Source organism: Blautia sp. MSK18_10 (assembly GCF_020553185.1).
In the GTDB taxonomy this organism is placed as follows: domain Bacteria; phylum Bacillota; class Clostridia; order Lachnospirales; family Lachnospiraceae; genus Blautia_A; species Blautia_A wexlerae.
Genome location: NZ_JAJCGT010000031.1, coordinates 24,707 through 44,406, shown reverse-complemented (window position 1 = coordinate 44,406; position 19,700 = coordinate 24,707). Strand labels below are relative to the sequence as shown.

The 19,700-nt window shown below is 41.9% G+C and carries 15 protein-coding genes and 1 pseudogene; 13 read left to right on the top strand and 3 right to left on the bottom strand.

Annotated elements, in window-relative coordinates; genetic code table 11:
* Together LI074_RS12325 and LI074_RS12320 are read right to left on the bottom strand one after the other, a co-directional pair.
* On the bottom strand, positions 1–2,651 hold a 2,651-nt coding region (locus LI074_RS12325; RefSeq protein ID WP_265107674.1), incomplete at its 3' end, for a TRAP transporter large permease subunit.
* Positions 2,652–3,206 (bottom strand): TRAP transporter small permease, encoded by a 555-nt coding sequence (locus LI074_RS12320; protein ID WP_008705255.1) that lies wholly within the window; start codon positions 3,204–3,206, stop codon positions 2,652–2,654.
* A 1,054-nt stretch (positions 3,207–4,260) separates the two neighbouring features.
* On the opposite strand from LI074_RS12320, the gene LI074_RS12315 reads away from it, so the two are divergent.
* The 7 genes from LI074_RS12315 (at position 4,261) to LI074_RS12285 (ending at position 13,084) form a co-directional block, all read left to right on the top strand.
* Complete coding sequence (locus LI074_RS12315) at positions 4,261–4,653, top strand: VOC family protein (RefSeq protein WP_173704869.1); 393 nt, start codon at positions 4,261–4,263, stop codon at positions 4,651–4,653.
* A 154-nt stretch (positions 4,654–4,807) separates the two neighbouring features.
* Positions 4,808–6,640 (top strand): cache domain-containing sensor histidine kinase, encoded by a 1,833-nt coding sequence (locus LI074_RS12310; protein ID WP_173704866.1) that lies wholly within the window; start codon positions 4,808–4,810, stop codon positions 6,638–6,640.
* A complete protein-coding gene (locus tag LI074_RS12305; RefSeq protein WP_062808178.1) occupies positions 6,640–8,253 on the top strand; it encodes a response regulator transcription factor in 1,614 nt (537 codons plus the stop codon). The genes LI074_RS12310 and LI074_RS12305 overlap by 1 nt, the downstream gene beginning before the upstream one ends.
* Before the next feature lie 227 nt (positions 8,254–8,480).
* Entirely contained in the window at positions 8,481–9,779 is a 1,299-nt protein-coding gene (locus LI074_RS12300; RefSeq protein WP_055057832.1) for an ABC transporter substrate-binding protein, read from the top strand.
* 74 nt (positions 9,780–9,853) lie between these two features.
* A complete protein-coding gene (locus tag LI074_RS12295; RefSeq protein ID WP_025580898.1) occupies positions 9,854–10,738 on the top strand; it encodes a carbohydrate ABC transporter permease in 885 nt (294 codons plus the stop codon).
* Entirely contained in the window at positions 10,735–11,574 is an 840-nt protein-coding gene (locus tag LI074_RS12290; RefSeq protein ID WP_025580899.1) for a carbohydrate ABC transporter permease, read from the top strand. Before LI074_RS12295 ends, LI074_RS12290 begins: the two co-directional genes overlap by 4 nt.
* A 118-nt stretch (positions 11,575–11,692) precedes the next feature.
* On the top strand, positions 11,693–13,084 hold the full coding sequence (locus tag LI074_RS12285; protein ID WP_008705242.1) for a GH32 C-terminal domain-containing protein: 1,392 nt from the start codon (positions 11,693–11,695) through the stop codon (positions 13,082–13,084).
* Between the two features lie 166 nt (positions 13,085–13,250).
* On the opposite strand, the gene LI074_RS12280 is transcribed toward LI074_RS12285, so the two are convergent.
* On the bottom strand, positions 13,251–14,474 hold the full coding sequence (locus LI074_RS12280; protein ID WP_055200930.1) for a dicarboxylate/amino acid:cation symporter: 1,224 nt from the start codon (positions 14,472–14,474) through the stop codon (positions 13,251–13,253).
* A 516-nt stretch (positions 14,475–14,990) separates the two neighbouring features.
* On the opposite strand from LI074_RS12280, the gene LI074_RS12275 reads away from it, so the two are divergent.
* From LI074_RS12275 to LI074_RS18195, 6 genes and pseudogenes are all read left to right on the top strand, one after another.
* Positions 14,991–15,374: a DUF3783 domain-containing protein gene (locus LI074_RS12275; protein ID WP_161233711.1), complete on the top strand. Its 384-nt coding sequence runs from the start codon at positions 14,991–14,993 to the stop codon at positions 15,372–15,374.
* 28 nt (positions 15,375–15,402) lie between these two features.
* Positions 15,403–16,524 (top strand): glycerate kinase family protein, encoded by a 1,122-nt coding sequence (locus LI074_RS12270; RefSeq protein ID WP_173697945.1) that lies wholly within the window; start codon positions 15,403–15,405, stop codon positions 16,522–16,524.
* A 188-nt stretch (positions 16,525–16,712) separates the two neighbouring features.
* Complete coding sequence (locus LI074_RS12265; RefSeq protein WP_118136207.1) at positions 16,713–17,645, top strand: LysR family transcriptional regulator; 933 nt, start codon at positions 16,713–16,715, stop codon at positions 17,643–17,645.
* Positions 17,646–17,655: 10 nt separating this feature from the next.
* Positions 17,656–18,390: a FadR/GntR family transcriptional regulator gene (locus LI074_RS12260; protein WP_118136205.1), complete on the top strand. Its 735-nt coding sequence runs from the start codon at positions 17,656–17,658 to the stop codon at positions 18,388–18,390.
* Positions 18,391–18,765: 375 nt separating this feature from the next.
* A pseudogene (locus tag LI074_RS18200) lies at positions 18,766–19,229 on the top strand (GntP family permease); the annotation flags it as partial.
* 6 nt (positions 19,230–19,235) lie between these two features.
* Positions 19,236–19,625: a GntT/GntP/DsdX family permease gene (locus LI074_RS18195; RefSeq protein WP_420313907.1), complete on the top strand. Its 390-nt coding sequence runs from the start codon at positions 19,236–19,238 to the stop codon at positions 19,623–19,625.
* Positions 19,626–19,700: the final 75 nt, after the last annotated feature.

The window sequence follows — 19,700 nt, the reverse complement described above, 5'->3', positions numbered from 1 at the left end:
GGAAGAGAAACAACGTTGAAACGTGGATCAAATGCAGAGTAGATCAGGTTGGAGTGCATGGAAATCTGAACCGGGTCCCCATTCATCAGAGCCTGAATACCTTCGGACTGGTTGCCGTTTGTAAGCTGGTCAGCTGCATAAATATTGACTTTAACCTTTCCGCCTGTAGCTTTTTCCATCAGTTCACCGAACTTACGTCCGCCGTCAGCCCAGGTACTTGTCTCAGTAGTGGAGCAAGCGAAGTTCCAGGTTGTTTCCGGCCAGTCCAGATCACTGTAATCTTCCACTGTATTGAAGGAATCCTTTGTGAAAAGGTCAACCAGATCCTGGGCATCGTCATAGCCCTGGCTCTTCAGTTCGTTTACAAACCAGTCATCGATACCGTCAACTGCTTTTTTGAAGGAGTCGATGTCCATGTCTTCTTTCTCTGTGATTGTTACACCGTTCTGGCTTGCCCAGCGTTCTTTGATCTCGTCATCTCCGGAGCGGTTGATGTAACGCTCATATTCAACTGCTTTCTGTCCTGCCTCGTCAACAACTTCCTGCTGTTGTGGTGTGAGACTGTTGTAGATGTCTTCGTTGATACAGAAGAACAGGCAATCATAAATTGCATCCCACATAGAGCAGTAAGGCTGAACCTCCTGAACACTTGCAGCGTCGATAGCGGGAAGCGGATTCTCCTGACCTTCTACTGTGTTCTGCTGAAGTGCTGTGTAAGTTTCAGACCAGTTCATGTTTGTGGCATCAGCGCCCCATCTCTTGTAGCATTCCATCAGAAGGTTGGAGCCTGCTACACGAACCTTCAGGTTCTTCATATCGTCTACAGATTTAATCTCATGTTTGCTGTTTGTGATTTCGCGGAAACCGTTCTCTGCAATCCCCATGCAGTGGAGTCCGTACTCACTGAGGATTTCTTTCAGCTTTGCACCTGCTTCGCCATCGAATTTCGCATCTGCATCGTCGTAAGAATCATAGACGAACGGAAGAGAAACAACGTTGAAACGTGGATCAAATGCAGAGTAGATCAGGTTGGAGTGCATGGAGATCTGAACCGGGTCCCCATTCATCAGAGCCTGAATACCTTCGGACTGGTTGCCGTTTGTAAGCTGGTCAGCAGCGTAAATGTTGACTTTGACTTTGCCGCCTGTAGCTTTTTCCATCAGTTCACCGAACTTACGTCCGCCATCAGCCCAGGTACTTGTCTCAGTAGTGGAGCATGCGAAGTTCCAGGTCATTTCCGGCCAGTCAAGGTCGCTGTAATCTGCGATTGTGTCAAAGGAGTTATTGCCGTCTCCTGCGTCCTTGGAAGCTGTGTCAGAGGAAGCGGAGGACTGATCACCTGTGTAGGAGCCTTCTTTTGCAAGAGCTTTCGGAAGGAAAGTGGAGGTGATCGGGATGTATGTAACGATCAGAAGAACTGCAACGCAGGCTGCGATCATTGGCACAACTGCCCTTGAGATCTCCTGCAGAGTAACTTCCAGACCTTTTTTGATCTTGATGCTGATTGCTACGAAAAGGTTTACACCTACAGGAGGAGTTACCTGTCCGATTGCAAGGTTTACAGTTGCCATAACACCGAATGCTACTATATCGTATCCAAGAGCCTTACATACAGGAAGCATGATCGGGATGAAGATGTACATAGCGGAGTTTGCATCGATGAAGCATCCTGCGATCAGGAAGATGATATTTACGATCAGCAGGAAGGTAAACTGATTGTGTGCGATGCTTCCAAGTAAATTGGAGGCTGCATCTGCAATACCGAATTTGGTACATACAAAGGAGAACAGAGAGGCACTTGCTACGATGAGCATAATACCGCCGGTTGTCTTTGCTGAGTCTACCAGAATGTCAAACATATCGCGGATGGAAACTTCGCGGTAGATGACCATACCTACGAAGAGACCGTATACAACGGATACGGCTGCTGCTTCTGTTGGTGTGAAGATACCGCCGTAGATACCGCCCAGAATGATGACCGGCATCAGGAATCCCCAGAAAGCATCTTTGAAAGCGTCCCAGCGTTCTTTGCCGGAGGCTTTTTCCCTGGATGGTTTGATATTGTGTTTCTTTGCTTCCAGCATTACTACGATTATCAGTGCCACGCCCATTAGAAGACCTGGTACGATACCTGCCATGAACATATCTGCGATGGATGTGCCTGTGATGGAGGCATATACAACGAAGGCGATACTTGGCGGGATGACAATGGCAATGGAGCTTGAGGTTGCCATCAGTGCTGTGGAGAATGGTGCGGAGAAACCGCCCTGTTCTACCATTGCAGGGATCAGTACGGCGCCAAGAGCTGCAACAGTTGCAGGGCCGGAACCGGAGATGGCGCCGAAGAAGCAGGCTACGATAACACATACGATGGCGATACCGCCTTTTTTGTGGCCTACGCAGGTATCAACGAATTTGATCAGTCGTTTGGAGATACCGGCTTTTGCCATGATGTTTCCTGACAGTACGAAGAATGGGATTGCCAGGAGCAGGAATTTGCTGATTCCTGAGTACATGTTGGTTGCTACGATCGTCAGGGATGTACCGGAGTAGAGGATTGCGCATACGGAGGAAAGTCCGAGGCAGATTCCGATGGGTACACCCAGGATCAGGAATATGAAGAAGGAGATAAATAAGATTGCACTGATCATTTATTTGGCCTCCTTTTTGTCTGTTGTGATTGTGTTCATGTTACTTTTTGTGCTGTTGTCGGTATTTTTGGCACTGTCGGTTTTGCAGCAGAAGTCCAGACAGAATTCAATGAAGTGAAGGATCATGCATCCTGCACCGATGGGTACGAAGGACCAGAAGATCCATTCAGGCCAGTTTAATACGAAGGTTCTTTTTCCATTCTGAAGCTGAGTGATTACCTTGTCCATTCCGTATTTGAAAAGGATGACGCTGAAGATGATGCTCAGGACTGTGATCAGGATCACAGATGGTTTCTTCAGTTTTTTTGGAAGACGGTCTGTGACCAGTGTCAGGCTGACCAGTTCTCCTTCGCGGCAGGCAAGTGCGGCTGCCAGCAGGGTGATGAGTACGAATACCGCTACTACAAGTTCTTCTGTGAAGGACCAGGAACGGTGGATGACTTTACGGGAAAATACGTTTCCCACAGTCAGCACCAGGATCAGCAGTGTGGAGATCACAAGGACGATCTTTTCTACTGCAGCCAGTGCGTTCATGATTTTTTTGTAGATTTTCATGCTCTCTACTCCTCTCAAAAAATTTGCTGCTGTTTTTCGGAATTTGGAGCAGATTCAAGGCAGATGGAATGTAATGGTTATAATATGTAATTAGTTACATTTTTCATCTGTGGTGAATTCTGTTATCTGCGAAAAACAGAAGTAGTGTTTCGGTTTCAGATCGACAGCCTGGAAAAGAAAGTATGTCTCGTGTGTCAGGGCTTTTTTATGTTATGGGAATATTATGGAGTAATTTCCTATAACATAAAAAAAGTCCGCCCCACGCAGGGACGGACATATGATATTCCGTAACCACCCTGTTTCACCTTTGAAACAAGTACGATTCTGCAACGTACCGATATACGCGGCTCCTGTAACGGGGGGCGGCCGGGGAAGCTTACTGTGAATACGGCAATATCTGTGATGGCTGTATTCAAGGGTTCGGCTTTCCTTCTCGGGGATGATATTCGAAACAGGTCTGTCACTGCATTTCACCGGACTGCAGTTCTCTGAGGACAGGGGGACTGTTTTTACTGGTTCCCTTCGTTGAATTTATGCGTTATAGGTTTAGCTGTTTAAAAAGCTAAAGCAATTTTAACGCTGTTTGTTTTGAAAGTCAAGAGGTTTTTGTAAGTATTTGGGGGAAGTTTGTTGGTGTGGGGCGTACACAGCGCAAGAGGGGACGCGCGAAGCAGCATCTCTCTGCAGGTTCAGTTCCGGGGGCTAAGTAACTCTAAGGTGGGGGAAATCCGCTAAAAGCATGAAGAAAAATGCAAAACTCGCTCCGTCGCAGACTCCGCTCAGACAGGTTGCTATTTTTCTTCATAACGCGGATTTCCCCCACCTTAGAGTTACTAAGCCCCCTCCAGATTCACCTGCAGAGAGATGCTGCTTCGCGCTGGCTATTGGCTGTGTAAGAGAAAATGGATGAGGTGGTGGGAGCGGAGGGGTCAAGTGAAAAGAATCAGTTGTTACTCTTGACAATCGAATGATTTTCTGCGTATATTTTGGATAAGTAAAATTATGAAAATAAATGAGTAAAAGCTACAAAGATGAGCAGAAAGAGGTAAAGATCATGGATTTAAAGAATTATTCAACAGGGGTACAGCATATCGGGATTCCGACAAATGACATTGATAAAACTGTGGAGTTTTATCATAAACTTGGTTTTGAGACTGCATTTGAGACTGTAAATGAGGAAGCGAATGAGAAGGTTGTGTTTCTGAAACTGGGAACTCTGGTAGTGGAGACTTATGAGAATCATGCGGCGAAGATGGAGCATGGAGCGATCGATCATGTTGCACTTGATGTAAGAGATATTGAGGAGATTTTCCGGTATATTAATGAAGCTGGTTTAAACTCCACACAGGATATCATTCATTTCCTGCCATTCTGGGAAAATGGTGTGAAGTTTTTTACCATTGAAGGTCCGAACAAGGAGAAAGTGGAATTCAGTCAGTATCTGTAAAACAGAAAAAGTTACGGAATATACCTGTATAATAAAATGAAGCAGTAAAGCCGATACATTGACTGGAAGCAGTGTGTCGGCTTTTTAGCTGTCCGGAATAGATCGCAGCAGTGAAAAACGGGAAAAGTAAAGGGGCATTAAAGGGAAAAGAGAGATGAAAAATTTAAAGAAGTGGTATATTAATCTGTCGATACAGAGAAAAATTCTGTATTGTACGTTAGGGGTAGCATTGGTTGTTCTGTTGGCTGCCAGTGTTTCGCAGTATATGTCTGCATCTTCAATTGTGACAGAACAGACAAGGAAGCAGTCTGCGGGAGTGGTGAACGAGTTGTCGGTGAATTTGGATCATTATTTTGATATGGTGAGGAATTCATTTGAGTATATTGCAAATAACAATACGGTTCAGGAGGAATTGGAGTCTGATGAACCATATAAATCGGATGGCACAGAGCTGTATTCCTATTATTCAAGATCAGGGCAGATCAGAAGGCTGCTTTTGCAGGGATATACAAGTATTTATATGAATGATATCCAGCTGTATGGTTATAACGGAGCAAATCATCTGCTGGCAAATAATCATGAGATTAATGAAAATACCGCTCAGACATCCTGTGAACTGGCGGAGCAGGCAAAAGGACGCTGTATTTATTATAATGCTTCTGAGGAAGGCCTGATGTATATGGCAAAGCAGATCAAAGATTCTCTGACTATGAAGCCAGTGGGAATATTGAGAGCATCTATTAAGCTGAGCTATCTGAAAAAAATGACGATCACAGCCAGAGATTCTTTGTCTGCACATATTTTTCTTCTGGACAGTGACAAAAATGTTCTGATAGAGAGCGCAGAGAATGATGCGACAATCAGTGACAGAAGCTGGATAGAAAAAATATCAGGTAACACAGGAGATTTTCTGTTTACTGCAGATGGACAGGGTTATGACTGTGTATATCAGAGAAGTTCTGACACAGGACTTACAGTTGTAGGAATGATTCCTATGAGTTTCTTACAGAAAACAGCCAGAGGATTACAGAAAACGACAATCATGCTTATTCTGGCAAGTTTGATGTTGTGTATTTTTCTTGCTGATATTCTGGCAAAGGGAATCGCCGGTCCGATCAAGCGTACAAGTAAAGCAATGCAGCAGTTTGCGGAGGGGGATTTTTCTGTCCGTCTTCCGGAAGGAAGAAGGGATGAGATTGGAGCCATGAATTCTGTTTTCAACCAGACGATAGAGAAAATAGAGCAGCTGATAAAACAGGTTGTGGAGATGGAAACAGTTAACAAAGATATTGAATTCCAGGCTTTACAGGCACAGATCAATCCGCATTTTCTTTATAATGTACTGGATACAATCAACTGGATGGCGCGAAAAAAAGGTGAGGATAATATTTGTCGTATGGTTACTTCTATCAGCAGTCTGATGCGTGCAAGTATCAGCAATAAAAGAAGTATGGTTTATATTCGTGAGGAAATAAAATATGTACAGGATTATCTTTACATACAGGAAACCAGATATGGAGATAAATTTACATCTTATATTGAAGTGGATGAGAGATTAAATGAATTAGAGATTCCGAAGATGACTATTCAGACACTGGTGGAAAATGCGGTAGTTCATGGTGTGGAAAATGCGACATGGGACTGTTTCCTTTATGTTTCAGGAGAAATTACAGATGGAATGGCAGTATTTACAGTAAAGGATGATGGAGTTGGAATGTCACAGGAACAGTTGGAGAAATTGATGGGGACAGAGGAAGAGCCAGATCATGAAGCAGAGCGGACACATACTCATCTGGGAGTGTATGCGGTGAGAAAGAGACTGGATTATGTATATCAGAACAAGGCAAGGATGAGCATTACATCAGAACCGGGGAAGGGAACACAGGTAATACTGGAAATCCCGATGAACGGTAATGTCGGAGTTACCTACAGGAAATGTGATGAACCTGTTAATGAAAATAACAAAAAAAGGGGAGACGAGAGATAATGGAATTGCAGGTAATGATATTAGATGATGAATATATTATTCTGGATGGTTTATGTTCGTTTCCATGGAGCGATTATGGATACCATATATCCGCAACTGCAAGGAACGGATTGGAGGGTCTGGAGAAACTAGAGCAGGCGAAACCGGATCTGATTCTTACAGATGTGAAGATGCCGGGAATGGATGGACTGGATTTTGCAGAAAAAGCACATGAGATTTATCCCAATGCGGTTATAGTGATACTGACAGGATATGACAGTTTTGCCTACGCTCAGAAAGCAATCAGCATTGGTGTGGAAGAATATCTTCTCAAACCGGTGGACTATGATGAGTTAAAGGCAATGGCTGCCCGGATTGCAGGGGAAATTCATGCAAGGAAGGAAAAACAGCAGGAAATCCGGGATCTGAAGAAATATTTCAACAGGTCAGTTCCGCAGCTGAGATCCAAATTTGCGGGAAATCTTCTGTATGGAAGAATCCAGGGAAAAGGAGTTGTAAAAGAGCAGGCAGAATCTCTGAATCTGACAATAGAGAAATATATTGTGTGTGTAGGGCGAAAAGTTGTTGGAGAAAATAAAATCCATACAGGAGATAAATGGATAGAGGAATTTGCATGCATCAATATTTTTGAGGAAATTTTTAATGATTTTGGAATTCATGTTTTGAGCGATTATAATACAGCAACTGCAGAATATAATTTTATTCTTTTGTTTGAAAAGGAAGAAGAAAACGCAGTATGTATGGAAAAAGCATTGCAGGCATGCAGTAAGATACAGGTAGAAGTAGAACGGTATCTGAAAGCACATATGAATTTTGGATTGAGCGATGTAGAAGTGGACGAATATCAGGCAAATGCACAGTACCGTAAGGCACAGACAGCATGCAGGCAATGTGTTTATCTGGGTACGAATATCATACTCAGATACGAAGATCTGCAATATGAAAAACAGACAGACTTTGTGATTACTTCCGGTGAAAAAACACATTTTATGATGACTTTGTTTCAGGACAGTTTTGAGAAAGCGGAGGATGAACTTCATCAGATGTTTCGAAACGCACCGGAAGATGTATCTCCGGTGAAATTTGCAGCAATGGATTTACTTTTGGGATGTATGAAATTTCCATATATCTGTGCAGTTGACAGTGAAATTCATAATAAAAACTGGAATCTTTCTGTGCTTCAGGATGGAATAAAAAGAATCTGTCAGTGCGAGAACACAGAAGAGGTGTTGAATTGTCTGCTGAATCTGTTTGGAACGCTGATTAAACAGAATACAGAAGGAACTGATGAACGGAACCGGAAACTGGTTCAGAGTGTTCTTTCTTACATTGAGAAGAATTATTCAGGAGATTTATCTATGGATGATCTGACTGAGAAATTCCATGTAAGCAGAACCTATATCAGCCGCCTTCTTAAGAAATATGCCGGAAAGAGTTTTCTGGAATATCTGACAGATGTCCGGTTCCAACAGGTGGAGAAACTGATTGCAGATAATAAATATAAACAATATGAAATCGCAGAAATGGTAGGATACAAAGACTTTGGATATTACATAAAAGTATTCAAAAAGCGTTACGGTATTACACCCAATGAATTCAGGAAATATATATAAACAGCGAGGTTAACTGTATCAGGTAAGTCATTTAATCGAATCAGGCAAGTAGCGAGGCGGATGATTTTATCTACCTGACGATAGAACAGGAGATTTGTGCACAGTATAAAATTTGTGCACAAATCTCCTATTTTTACTTTTATTTCCAATTGTTTATAAAAGGCAAAAAGACTAAAATAAAATCATCAAGAACGAGGAAACACAAATTAAAAGGAGGAAACAAGTAAATGAGGAAAATGAAAAAAGTGTTATCACTTGCCATGACGGCAGCTATGACAGCCAGTCTTCTGACAGGCATGGGAGCAGTTACAGCTTCTGCGAAGAAATCGGATGATGGAAAAAGAACGAAGATTACTGCTTTATTAAACTCAACAGAATCGACAGAACAGTATCAGGTTTATGACTATTTGTTGAAAAATTTCTGTGATGAGAAAGGCATTGACTATGAAATAGAAATGGTTAATGATAAACAAGATTATTTTACGAAATTACAGATGTATATCAATAGTGATACATTACCAGATATCTTCGGATGCCCCAATGGAACACTTTCTAAAGCATGTAAAGACATTGATGCATTAGTGGATTTAGGTGCTGAGTTAGATCGAAATGGATATGCGGATAAGATGAATGGTGCGGTACGAGATTTCCTTACAGATGCAGATGATGGTAATTTGTATCTTTTCCCACAGGGATTATATTGTGAATTCTTTATGTATAGGAAGGATCTCTTTGAAAAAGCCGGTATTAAAGAAACTCCGACAACATGGAAAGAATTTGAAGAAGACTGTCAGAAACTTGCGGATATAGGAGAAATTCCGGTTATTATCGGTGGTTCAGATGTATGGCAGATTATGAGATATCTTTCATTCTCTCCATGGAGAGTAACAGGTCCGGAATTTATCACTGGATATCAGGCTGGAACAGACTCTTTTGCCAAAAATGAAGCTGCCAAATATGGTGTAAATCTGGTTTATGATCTTGGAACAAAAGGATATTTTGAACCAGGATTTGCAAGTGTAGATTACACTTCAGCCACAAACTTATTCTATGGTGGCACTGGTGGAATTTTCTACAGTGGTTCAGGTCAGATCAATCTTGCTGAGGATATGTATGATGCAGGTCAGATAGGATTTTTCCCTGTGCCTGACACAGAAGAAATGGATAATATGGAGACAAATATTCCAATTCACGCAGGATTTGGTATTGGATATAATAAGGCTACATATGACGACACTATGCAGGAATTCTTTGATTATGCATGTGAACATTATTCAGAGGCTTGTTACAACAAAGGAAATATTTTCTCACCGTTTAACGATGATATTCCAGAAGGACTTCCACAGCTTTTCTATGATCTTCAGCCGTTATTTGAAAATGCTGAAACAGCATGGACCTCATGGGATGATAAGCTTGATTCAGAAAATCTGACCCAAATTGCAGATGAACAGCAGAAACTGGCTCAGGGAATTACCACTCCGGATGAATTTATCGAAACCTGTGATTCTTTTGTAAAAAGTAAGTGATTTTTCAATAATAATAAACAGAGACTGACAGCTGCCTTGTCAGTCTCTTTCAGAGAAAGAGAGGAGGAAGAACTGTGCAGAAAGCATTTGGAAAAAAGTCAGTCATCCTTTTATTCATCTTTCCAGCATTTCTTATTTATACAGCATTTGTAATTGTTTCCATCATATGGGCTGGTTATTATAGCTTTTTTGACTGGGGTGGTGTTGGAGAGAAAGTATTTGTAGGATTAAAAAACTATATAGAACTTGTTACGCAGGATGAAGTTTTCAGAGCTACAATAGGGCATACTCTTGTTTATACTGTAATTAATGTGGCAATTCAGGTATTTGGAGGTTTATTATTTGCGATTCTCCTCAGTCGTATTAAAAAAGGAAGAGTTGCTTTACAGACTCTGTATTATATTCCGGTAGTTATCTCTTCTGTAGCGATTTGCCAGATTTTTACAAAGTTATTATCAGTAACTCCAACCGGTATTGTGAATCAGGTATTATCATTCATCGATCCATCTCTGAAACTGATGGAGTGGATTTCCAATCCTCAGATTTCACTGTATGTAACAGCTTTTGTAGAAGCATATAAATACCTGGGACTGTATATGGTTATCTTTTATGCAGCACTGATCGGTGTTCCGGATGAACTGGGAGAAGCAGCACTGATCGATGGAGCATCAACATGGCAGGAATATCTTTATGTAAGAATTCCTTATATTAAACCGGTTATCATTGCAAACTGTCTGCTGGTACTGAATGGTTCCCTGAGATCTTTCGAGTTCTCTTATCTGTTAACACATGGAGGACCGGGAAATGCTTCTGAACTTATGACAACTTATATGTATAAACAGGCGTTCAGCAGTATGAAATATGGTTACGGAAGTTCTGTAGCGATCATGATCGTAATCATCTGTATGGTAGTTGGAATGTTATTCCGTAAATTTACAGGAGGAGGGGATGACGAATGAAAAAGAAAAAAACAACCATTCCGAGCATCATTAAATGGGTTATCGCATTAATCCTTGTTGTGATGCAGGTTTATCCTTTCTTCTATGTATTTACTTCAAGCTTTAAGTCACTGGATGATTTCAGACAGTTACCGGCATATGCACTCCCGTCAAAATGGGTGCTGACAAACTTTATCAATGTTTTTACAAAAAGCCATATGCTGACTTATTTTAAAAACAGTATCATTGTTTTGATCGGTGTACTGATTCCTCTGCTTTTATTTGCACTGATGGCTGGATTTGCATTAAGCAAAATCAAATTCAAAGGCAGAAAATTTGTCCTTAATTATTTCCTTCTTGGATTGATGCTTCCTATGCAGGTTGCACTGATTCCATTGTTTACTATTTTTAATAAGATGGGACTGATCAATACATACCCGGCAATTATTTTGCCACAGATTGCTTTTTCACTGTCTTATTCCATTCAGCTGTTTTATTCATTCAGCAAATTCTTCCCTGAAGAAATGCTGGAAGCAGCGATCATTGATGGATGTTCACCGATAGGATGTTTCTTTAAGATGGTGGTTCCGATGTCACTGAACTCTATTATCACAGTAGCAACCATGCAGGCAGTATTCTGCTGGAATGAGTATATTAATGCTTATACATTTACCAGATCTACAGATATGAAAACCATTACACTTGGTTTAAATGACTTCGTAGGAAGCATGGGACTGACAGACTGGGGTGGTACATTTGCAGCCATCACTGTAACAGTACTTCCGGTATTTATTTTCTACTTCTTCAGTAGCAAGAAGATGCTGGCAGGTATGACAGCAGGTGCAGTAAAAGGTTGATAATATGCAAGAATTACCTGATAACAGTAGTTTGATTTATGAGTAAATAACAGGCTTGCCGGAAAAGTACAAGCAGGCCTGTAAAGTGAAATAAAGTATAAAAAAGGAGATTAAGACTATGCAGAAATTATACTATCAGTTCCCGGGAACATGGTTTGGCGATTGCATGCCATTTGGACATGGAGATAAATTCTATTTATATCATCAGAGAGATACCAGAAAACCGGGACCATTTGGAGAACCATTTGGCTGGGATCTGGCAACAACTTCTGATTTTGTACATTACGAAGATAAAGGCGTGGCAATTCCGAGAGGAACAGATGAAGAACAGGATCAGTTCATCTTTGCAGGAAGTGTTTTCGAGGCAGAAGGACAGTATCATATTTTCTATACAGGCTATAACCGCGATTATCCGGCACTTGGAAAACCATCTCAGGTTCTGATGCATGCATACAGCGATGATCTTGTAACATGGCACAAAACTCAGGATGCACTTACCTTCACACCACAGGAAGGTTATGACCCGGATGACTGGAGAGATCCATGGGTGATCCGCGATGAGGAAAATGATCAGTACCTGCTGATCCTTGGCGCAAGATTACAGGGACCAAAGACAAGACAGACAGGAAGAACTGTTAAATTCACATCCAAAGACCTGAAAAACTGGAAATTTGAAGGAGATTTCTGGGCACCGGATCTCTATACTATGCATGAGATGCCAGACTTATTTAAGATTGGTGACTGGTGGTATCACATTGTGACAGAATACAGTGACAGAAGCAAAATGGTATACCGTATGAGCAAGAGTCTGGAAGGTCCATGGATCGCACCGAAAGATGATGCATTTGACGGCAGAGCTTATTATGCAGGACGTACTTTTGAACTGAACGGACAGAGAATCCTCTTTGGCTGGGTTGCTACCAAGGATCAGGATGATGATGACAATAACTTCATCTGGGCAGGAACATTTATGGCACATGAGGTTTATCAGAGAGAAGACGGAACTCTTGGTGTAAGAATTCCGGAAACTGTATGGAATGCATTTGATAAAGAAGAAAAGACAGAAGATTTTGTAATTGATACTCCAACTAAGAGTACAGAAAAAGTAGTTGCAAAAGACACAGGAGATATCTTCAAATTCGAAGCAGATGTGGAATTCACAGAAGGAACCAGAACTTTCGGTGTGAGATTCTATGAAGATGAGGATAAAGCTGAGTCTTACCAGTTCGTATTTAATGTAACAGAAGACAGATATGTATTTGAGAAAAAACCAAACTGGCCATGGCCTGCAAACCAGAATATCGGACTGGAGAGACCGCTGGAGCTGGTACCTGGTAAGAAATATAATATCAAAATGATCGTAGATGATACAATTGCTACAATCTATGTAGACGGTGTTGCATTAAATGCAAGAGCATATAAACGTCCGGGAGAAAGCCTGTCACTCTTTGCTTCTGAAGGAAGCCTGAAAGTAACTAACTGCAAGGTTACAACCGGATTAAAGAAATAGAGACAGACAGCAATTTAATCGATAAACCGCGGAGCAGTGATTCGGTGTAGAGTAACGTGATGAAGAAATTGCTGTAAATAAAAAAGTTGCTGTGCGTTTCAGTTATAGAAATGCACAGCAGCTTTTTTGCGTTAAGTCGATTGGAAACAACAGCTTTAGGGGTTGCTTAATCTTCTAATTTAATCTTCTCCTTAAGAACCACACATCCTGCCATATCACCGATAACATTGACGCAGGTTGCGCCCATATCGCAGAGTGTATTGATACTGATATAAACACCCATAACTCCTGCCGGTAATCCTGCCATGGTTGCCAGGGCTGCGAAGGATGCGATGGCACCGCCAGGGATTCCCGGGGTTCCTACTGACAGGAGTACGTTTGCCAGAAGGATTATGATCATCATGGAAATGCTTACGTTAATTCCGCATGCATTGGCGAAGAACATGATCATGAATGACATCAGGATGGATACGGCATCCATGTTTACAGTAGCGCCAAGAGGAATGGCAATACTTGTGATCTTGTTGGATACGCCCATTTCGTCTTCCATACGCTGTTTACTGATCGGAATGGTCGCTGAACTGGAACAGGTTCCGAATGCGTTCAGAGCGGCAGGAAGCATTGCTTTGAAGAATTTCACAGGGCTTTCTTTGCCGATGAATTTCACGGAGCCGCCGTAAATGACCAGGGCAAATCCGAAAAATGCCACATACAGGATGATCAGCTGAGTTGCCAGTGAAATGATGGTTTCTGTACCGTTGGCTTCTACAACAGGAACGATAGTACAGAATACACCGATAGGTGTGAAGTACATAACTGTGCTGATGACTTTCAGACAGACTTCGTTACAGGAATCGATGACTTTCAGAAGTGCAGTACCCTTTTCGCCGATGGCGATAAGTGTGAAGCCTACGATGACTGCGAATACAAGTACCTGAAGCATATTTCCGTTTGCGAAAGCTGCAACCGGATTGGATGGGATCAGGTTTTTGATGGTGTCCAGAATGCTGGTCATCTCAGTTGCCTGAATGTCGGAAGTTGCCATCTCGAATTTAACACCCTCACCGAGATGGATCAGCCGCGGGATGATCAGTCCTGCCAGGCTGGCAAGTGCTGTGGTGCACAGGAAAAAGATCATGGCGCCGGCTGTGATCTTGCCGGTTGTGCGGGCATTACCGATGCTGGAGATACCCATGATAATGGAACAGAAGACCAGTGGAAAGATCATCATGTTCAGGGCATTCATGTAAATGCTTCCGATAAGGCTTGTGATGGCAAGTACCGGTTCGAAACGGTTTGCCAGAAACAGTCCGGTAATGATACCAAGGATCAGACCGGTAAAGATTGCTGCGGTAATATGTTTTTTATACCACGAATAGAATTTTTTCATTTGTTCCCTCCTCTTTATTGTTATTTCCTGATACCCGAAGGACTATATTGGCAGACGGATTGAGTGATGCGCAAATCTGGTAAAATTCTGCGGTCTATAGCTTTGATAAGATACTGGGTTCAGGAAAAATAGCACGACACTACTTTACCACAATAATGTGTGAATTACAATATTTCCCGCTGTTTTCTTATTTGAGTGGGAGTGTTTCCGAAATGCTCAAGGAACATCCTGCGAAATAGTTTGTAATTGATAAAGCCATGCCGCTCCAAATTGCAACGCAGAAAAACAGGCATCGATGATACAGATATCGAAGCCTGTTTTTCTGCGTTGCAGGAAATTATTTTATAATATTCCTGTGACATAAAAAGTCCTATGCAGGCTATTATGATTGTCAGGTGCGGGTGAAGAGGGTATAATAGTTGTAATTATTTAACCAAATCAAGGAAGTCCCTGCTTCAATTGTAAAGAGCAATAAGTAGTGGGTGGGGATTTATTTGTATCAGAAGGAGTGTTTATATGAAACCAACTATTTTATTAATAAATTTTCAGGATCAGCAGAAGCTTCGCAAGTTAAAGATGGCGTTGCTGCCTTTTAAGCTTCGGATTAAAACTGTAGAACCCCAGGACTATAGTCAGCCAATCGGATATCTGGCAGGAGTGAAAGAGGTTTCTCAGGTGCAGATTCCATCAGCGCTGATCCCGCAGGAGCAGATGGAGAAGGAAATGCTGATTCTTGCAGGAATCACGGGGAATCTGTTTGACCAGGTGCTCTATACCTTGCGGAAAGCAGGTACACCTGTGGATTACAAGGCAGTTCTGACGGAGCATAATCAGAACTGGAACTGTATGCAGCTTTATAAAGAACTGGAGAAAGAACATAATATGTATCACCCGTCTTAAATAATAGAAATAGTTGGAGGTTTTGGCTATGAAGGTTGTAGTTGCAGTTGATTCATTTAAGGGAAGTATGACTTCCATGGAAGCAGGAATGGCTGTCAAAGCAGGTATTCTTGCAGCAAAAAAGGACGCAGAAGTGATCGTAAAACCTCTGGCTGACGGTGGAGAGGGAACTACGGATGCGCTGATCGAAGGTCTGAAGGGAGAACGTGTGGATGTGACAGTTACAGGTCCTTATCATGAGCCGGTTCAGGCATATTATGGATATCTCAGGGAAAGTAATACCGCAGTTATGGAAATGGCAACAGCAGCAGGTATCACACTTTCAGATAAGAAGGAGCCTATGACCGCTACCACCTATGGAGTGGGAGAACTGATCCTTCATGCAATCGGTAGAGGTATCCGCAACTTCATTATCGGTATTGGCGGAAGCGCCACTAATGACGGTGGAGTGGGTATGCTGAAAGCACTTGGCTACAGATTTCTGGATGAAAAGGGAGAGGATGCCGGAGAAGGCGGACAGGCACTTGCAAAGATTGTATCTGTAGAAATTTCAGACAAAAAGCAACTTCTTTCCCAGTGTAATTTCAGGATTGCCTGTGATGTGACCAATCCTCTCTGCGGCTCTCAGGGAGCTACATATATCTATGGACCGCAGAAAGGAGTTACCCCCGATATGCTTCCGATTCTGGATGCAGGCATGAAAAACTATGCAGAGGTTACTGCCAAAGTGACCGACAAAGATAACCAGAATGCGGCAGGTGCAGGTGCGGCAGGCGGACTTGGATTTGCATTTCTGAATTATCTGGATGGCGAGCTGACGCCCGGAATACAGCTTATTCTGGATGCTGTCCATATAGAAGAGGAAATGAAGGATGCAGATGTGGTTGTAACAGGTGAAGGTTGTCTGGATTATCAGACTGCCATGGGGAAAGCCCCGGTCGGTGTTGCAAAGCTTGGTAAGAAATATGGCGCAAAAACCATTGCATTTGCAGGAAGCGTTACGAAAGAGGCAGTTGCCTGCAATGAAGTAGGAATAGATGCCTTCTTTCCAATCGTGCGCGGAATTTCCACACTGGAAGAAGCAATGGATTCGGACACTGCAAAGGCAAATATGGCTGCAACTGCAGAGCAGGTATTCAGACTGTTGTAATTATTTTTTATAAAAAATCTTCTGAAGCAGATAGGAAATCGATTTGATATGTCTGCACAGGAGATTTTTGTTTGCAGAAATTGCAATGTTGAGAAACTTCAGATGATATAGTAAAATTATTACAGCCAGAGAAAATACTTTGAAAAAAGTTGATTAAAAGATCTAAGGATATGTAAGGGAGAGACAACATGACACTAACACAGATGAATTACATCATTACAATTTCCGAAACCGGTTCACTGAATAAAGCTGCGGAGGCGTTGTATATTTCCCAGCCTTCTCTGACCAATGCAGTGAAGGAACTGGAGAAGGAGCTTGGAATCATTATATTCAACCGCAGCGGCCGTGGTGTGACACTGACCAATGACGGGACAGAATTTCTGATGTATGCCCGTCAGATATACGGACAGTATGAAAGTGTGGTTGAGAAATACAGTGAGGGTGGTTCCTATAAGAAGAAATTTGGCGTTTCCACCCAGCATTATTCTTTTGCAGTGAAAGCATTCGTGGATATGGTGCAGAAGTTTGATGTGTCGGAATATGAATTTGCCATCAGGGAGACAAAGACTGCAGATGTGATCAGTGACGTCAGCACCATGAAAAGCGAGGTGGGAGTACTTTATCTCAGTGATTTCAACAGAAAGGCACTGTTAAAGCTTCTCCACTCTGCGAATCTGGAGTTTCATCATTTGATTGATTGTCAGGCATATGTATATTTGTGGAAAAATCATCCACTGGCAAATGAGAAATCTATCAGCTACAGCCAGCTGGCAAAATACCCTTGTCTGTCCTTCGAACAGGGAGATAAGAGCAGTTTTTATCTGTCAGAGGAGATTCTGTCTACCAATGAATATTCCAGAACAGTTAAGGCTTCAGACCGGGCGACTATGCTGAATCTGATGGTAGGACTCAATGGCTATACCCTGTGTTCAGGGATTATCTGTGAGGAGCTTAATGGCAGTGATTATCTGGCAATTCCCTTCGAAGGGGATGAGCAGAACCAGAACAGCGACATGGAGATTGGCTATATTACCAGAAAGAATTCAATCCTCAGTAAGGTGGGGAATCTGTATGTCTCTTCACTGAAGAAATATCTGGAGCAGAATACTTCTTTTTCATAAGGAGAAAACAATGAGTCAGAAAAAAGTACAGATAAAAAAGACTCTTGGTCAGCAAACCGAGGATCAGCTAATGAAGTACATCTTAGATAATCAAATTGCAATTGGTGAGAAAATTCCAAATGAATTTGAGCTTGCTGGGATATTTGATGTAGGAAGAAGTACAATTCGTGAGGCTGTGAAGGGGCTGGTAAGCCGTGGGATTCTGGAAGTGCGGCGTGGAGACGGAACTTATGTGATCAGTACAGTTTATATGGAGAATGATGTTCTGGGATTTGGGCAGATAAAAGACAGATATCAGCTGGCATTAGATCTTTTTGATGTCCGTCTGATGATTGAACCGGAGATTGTCACATGGGCATGTAGAAAGGCAACGAAGGAACAGATTGCGAAACTTCGTGAATTATGTAATGAAGTTGAGAGGCTATACAAGCAAGGGTATAATCATATCCAGAAAGATATAGAATTCCATAGTTATCTGGCGAAACTCAGTGGAAATATGGTAGTAGAGCGTCTGATCCCTGTAATCAATACATCAGTTGTGATATTTGCCAATATCACATACAGAACTCTGATGCAGGAAACTCTGGAAACACACAGGGCAATTGTTAACTCTATTGAACATAAAGATCCTGTAGGGGCAAAATGTGCCATGAATATGCACCTGACCTATAACCGGCAGGTAATCATGGAATTTCTGGAAAAAAAGAAAAAAGTAAGAAAAAATCATGAACCAGATGATATATAAGTACATCTGCTATTAATCAATCAAACAAGAATAATAATGTAAATACATCAGACGTATTGAATGTTATAAAAACGTTTTTTAATGAAAGATAGTAAAAATATACAAAAAACAGGCGGTGAACAAGGAAAAATCACCGCCTGTTTTTGTCGTTTTGCAGAAAAAAATATACATACGTCATATGTATTGAAAGCTGAAAATCCAATTGTTATAGTGTAGCCATGATCAAGCAAGGCGCCGGAAATATAAAAATAGTTACAACACATATTCATCAGGAGGAATTTATAATGAGTGACTTTGTTGCTTCTCCAGAAAGGCTGATTACAGGTGCGCTTCTGGGATTTGCTGTATTGTAAAGTACAACCTTTTATCGCGATCATGTCATCTGCGCTGATCATAGGTCTGGTGGCAGGAATGCCATTCGACATGATTACAGATACATTAGCGGAAGGTGTTGGTACAACTCTGCAGACAATTGCGATTCTGATTGGTCTGGGCTTTATGTTTGGAGCGATTCTACAGGTATCTGGTGGTGTGGAAGTCATTGCGGACACACTGTTAAAGGTATTTGGTGAGAAAAAGCTCCGTGGGCACTTGGAATCACTGGTCTGATCGTTGGAATGCCCGTATTTTTTGAATCCGGACTTCTGATTCTGATCCCGGTTGCATTTGGTATTGCGCGAAAAACAGGAAAATCAGTATTCTGTTATTCTATCCCATTACTGGCGGGCCTTGCGATTGGTCATGCTTTTGTACCACCGACACCGGGACCGGTTCTGTTGGCAGAGATGCTGAATGTAGAACTTAGTTATGTTATTATTCTTGGAATTATTATTGGAATCCCGGCAATGATCCTGGCAGGACCGGTGTTTGGAAAATTTGCCGGAAATAATATTCCGTTTATGAAACCGGCTCAGCTAGTGGTGGCATTTCTGGTAGCAGCGGCGGTCAGAGTGTCTGTTGGATCGGCTACAGTATCTATGACTATGGCAGCAGGTATCATCGCTTCCATGCCTATGGTTTCAGGTCTTTCACAGTTGCAGCTTGCAACACTTACTATCGCGATTGCAGCAGGAGGAACAGCCTTCAGCCATGTAAATGACTCCGGTTTCTGGCTTTCCAAATCTTTATTTGAAGTTGATGAAAAGACAAATCTGAAAACATGGACAGTGATGGAAACGATTGTTGGTTTAGTAGGAATTGTTGGAGCAACGATCGTATGGTTTATCGTTTCATAATAAAAAATTACCATATATATTTTAGCACATGTTTGAAAAATGCTCTGGTTATTTCGAAAATGATGTACTGGTGTA